This window comes from Streptosporangium sp. NPDC053982 (assembly GCF_055585205.1).
Genome location: NZ_JBVJKQ010000048.1, coordinates 1 through 1,492, shown reverse-complemented (window position 1 = coordinate 1,492; position 1,492 = coordinate 1). Strand labels below are relative to the sequence as shown.

The window sequence follows — 1,492 nt, the reverse complement described above, 5'->3', positions numbered from 1 at the left end:
TCCTTCGGCCCAGGCGGCGCCGTCGGCCGAGGCGGAGAACGACTTGCAGCGGCCGTCGGGTGACAGCGCGCCCTGCCGGCTGAACTCGACGAACGCCACGGGCGTGGACATGACCGCCACCCCGCCCGCCAGCGCCAGCGAGCACTCGCCCTGGCGCAGGGCCCGTACGGCCAGGTGCATGGCGACCAGCGAGGACGAGCAGGCGGTGTCCACCGTCAGCGCCGGCCCCTCCAGGCCCAGGGTGTAGGCGACGCGGCCCGCGATGACGCTGGGCGCGCTGGAGGTGAACAGGTTGCCCTCGACGGACTCGGGCGCGCCGTGGAGGAAGCGCGCCGAGTAGTAGTCGTACATGTTGCCGACGTAGACGCCGGTCCTGGTGCCGCGGAGGCCGCCCGGCTCGATCTCGGCCCGCTCCAGGGCCTCCCAGCACGTCTCCAGGAACAGCCGGTGCTGCGGGTCGGTGGCGAGCGCGGTACGCGGGCTGATGCCGAAGAAGGCCGCGTCGAAGTCGGCGACGTCGTACAGGAAGCCGCCGTGGCGGGTGTAGGTCTTCCCGGCCGCCTCGGGGTCGGGGTCGTACAGCGCGTCCACGTCCCAGCCGCGGTCCGCCGGGAACTCACCGATCGCGTCCCTGCCCGAGGAGACCAGCTCCCACAGGTCCTCCGGGGAGGCGACCCCGCCCGGGTAGCGGCACGCCATCCCGACGATCGCCACCGGCTCGTGGCGGCGCTCCTCGTCCTCGCCCAGTCGCCGGCGGGCCTCCGCCAGTTCCACGGTGGCGCGCTTGAGGTAGTCGCGGAGCCTGTCCTCTGTTCTCATCGATCGGCCTTTCCCGTCACAGTTCGTTGTCGATGAGCGCGAAGATCTCCTCGTCCGAGGCGGAATCGATCTTCTCCATCACGGTGTCGGCGTCGCCCTTGGGCTGCGCGCCGAACATGGCCAGGCCGCTCTGCAGCACGGCGACGAGCTTGCTGCGGATCGCCTCGCCGTCGTCCTTGGCGCTGGTGAGCATGGATCCCACCCGTTCGAGCGCGCCGCGCAGGGTCTCCTCGGGGGAGGGCGCGGCGGGGGCGAGCGTGTCGAACAGGTGCTCCGCCAGGGCGCCGACCGTGGGGTGGTCGAACACGAGCGTGGCGGGCAGCCGCAGGCCGGTGTCGGCGCTGAGCCGGTTGCGCAGCTCGACGGCGGTCAGGGAGTCGAAGCCGAGCTGGGTGAACGCCCGGTCGACGTTGATCTTCTCGGCGCTGCCGTGGGCGAGGACGACGGCGACGTGGCCGCGTACCCGTTCGGTGAACATGCGCAGCCCCTCCTCCCTGGTCAGTTCGGCGAGGCGGGACATGAGCGCGGTGAGGCTCGTGCCCTGCTCGCCGCCCACGGACCGGCGGGGCACGCGGACCAGGCCGCGCAGCATGGGCGGCAGGTCGCCGTTCTCGGCCCTGGCACGCAACCCGGCGGCGTCCCAGCGGGCCCCGACCACGAGCGCGTCGTCACC

The 1,492-nt window shown here is 72.8% G+C and carries 2 protein-coding genes; both read right to left on the bottom strand.

All coding sequences use genetic code 11. The annotated features are described in order from the left end of the window. A partial coding sequence (locus ACZ6W9_RS36960; RefSeq protein WP_389971039.1) for a beta-ketoacyl synthase N-terminal-like domain-containing protein occupies positions 1 to 819 on the bottom strand: 819 nt, incomplete at its 3' end. A 16-nt stretch (positions 820 to 835) separates the two neighbouring features. Next, the coding region (locus ACZ6W9_RS36955) for an acyl carrier protein (RefSeq protein ID WP_470121861.1) at positions 836 to 1,492 on the bottom strand (657 nt) is incomplete at its 5' end.